1 pseudogene is annotated in these 523 nt (G+C 47.6%); it reads right to left on the bottom strand.

The window, feature by feature from the left end:
• A pseudogene (kgtP, locus tag K0039_RS24910) lies at nt 1-523 on the bottom strand (alpha-ketoglutarate permease); the annotation flags it as partial.

Genomic DNA, 523 nt, shown 5'->3' with positions numbered 1-523 from the left:
CGAACCTGTGCCGGGAACATCTCAGCCTTCAGTATTCCACTGATTGATGTATAAAAACTCACTATCAGCAGGGCACACATCACCAGACCAAAAGCGGCATAAGGCGAGGAAACGTTTTGCAATGCTGAGAGAATAGGAACGGTAAAAATGGCTGCCAGCGAACCGAAACATAACATTGAGGTACGGCGACCAATCTTATCCGACAGCGCGCCAATGAGTGGTTGAATAAGCATGAATACAAACAATGCGGCAGTCATAATGCCACTCGCCACGTTGGCATGCATTCCCGCAGTATTTACCGGATACTTCTGCATATAAGTAGTGAAGGTATAGAAACAAAGGGAGCCCGCAGCGGTAAAACCGAGAACCATGATGAATGCACGGCGATTGCGCCATAATCCTTTCAGAGATCCAGCTTCTTTTAAAGCGCGCGTTTCTTGTTGCGAAGTTTCATCTAACTGACGACGTAACCACAACGCCACAACAGCTAACACAGCTCCTAACGCGAAAGGAATACGCCATC

Source organism: Terrisporobacter mayombei, from assembly GCF_020748465.1.
Lineage (GTDB): Bacteria > Bacillota > Clostridia > Peptostreptococcales > Peptostreptococcaceae > Terrisporobacter > Terrisporobacter mayombei.
The sequence above is the reverse complement of the archived record's forward strand: the minus strand, read 5'-3'. Positions and strand labels throughout refer to the sequence as shown.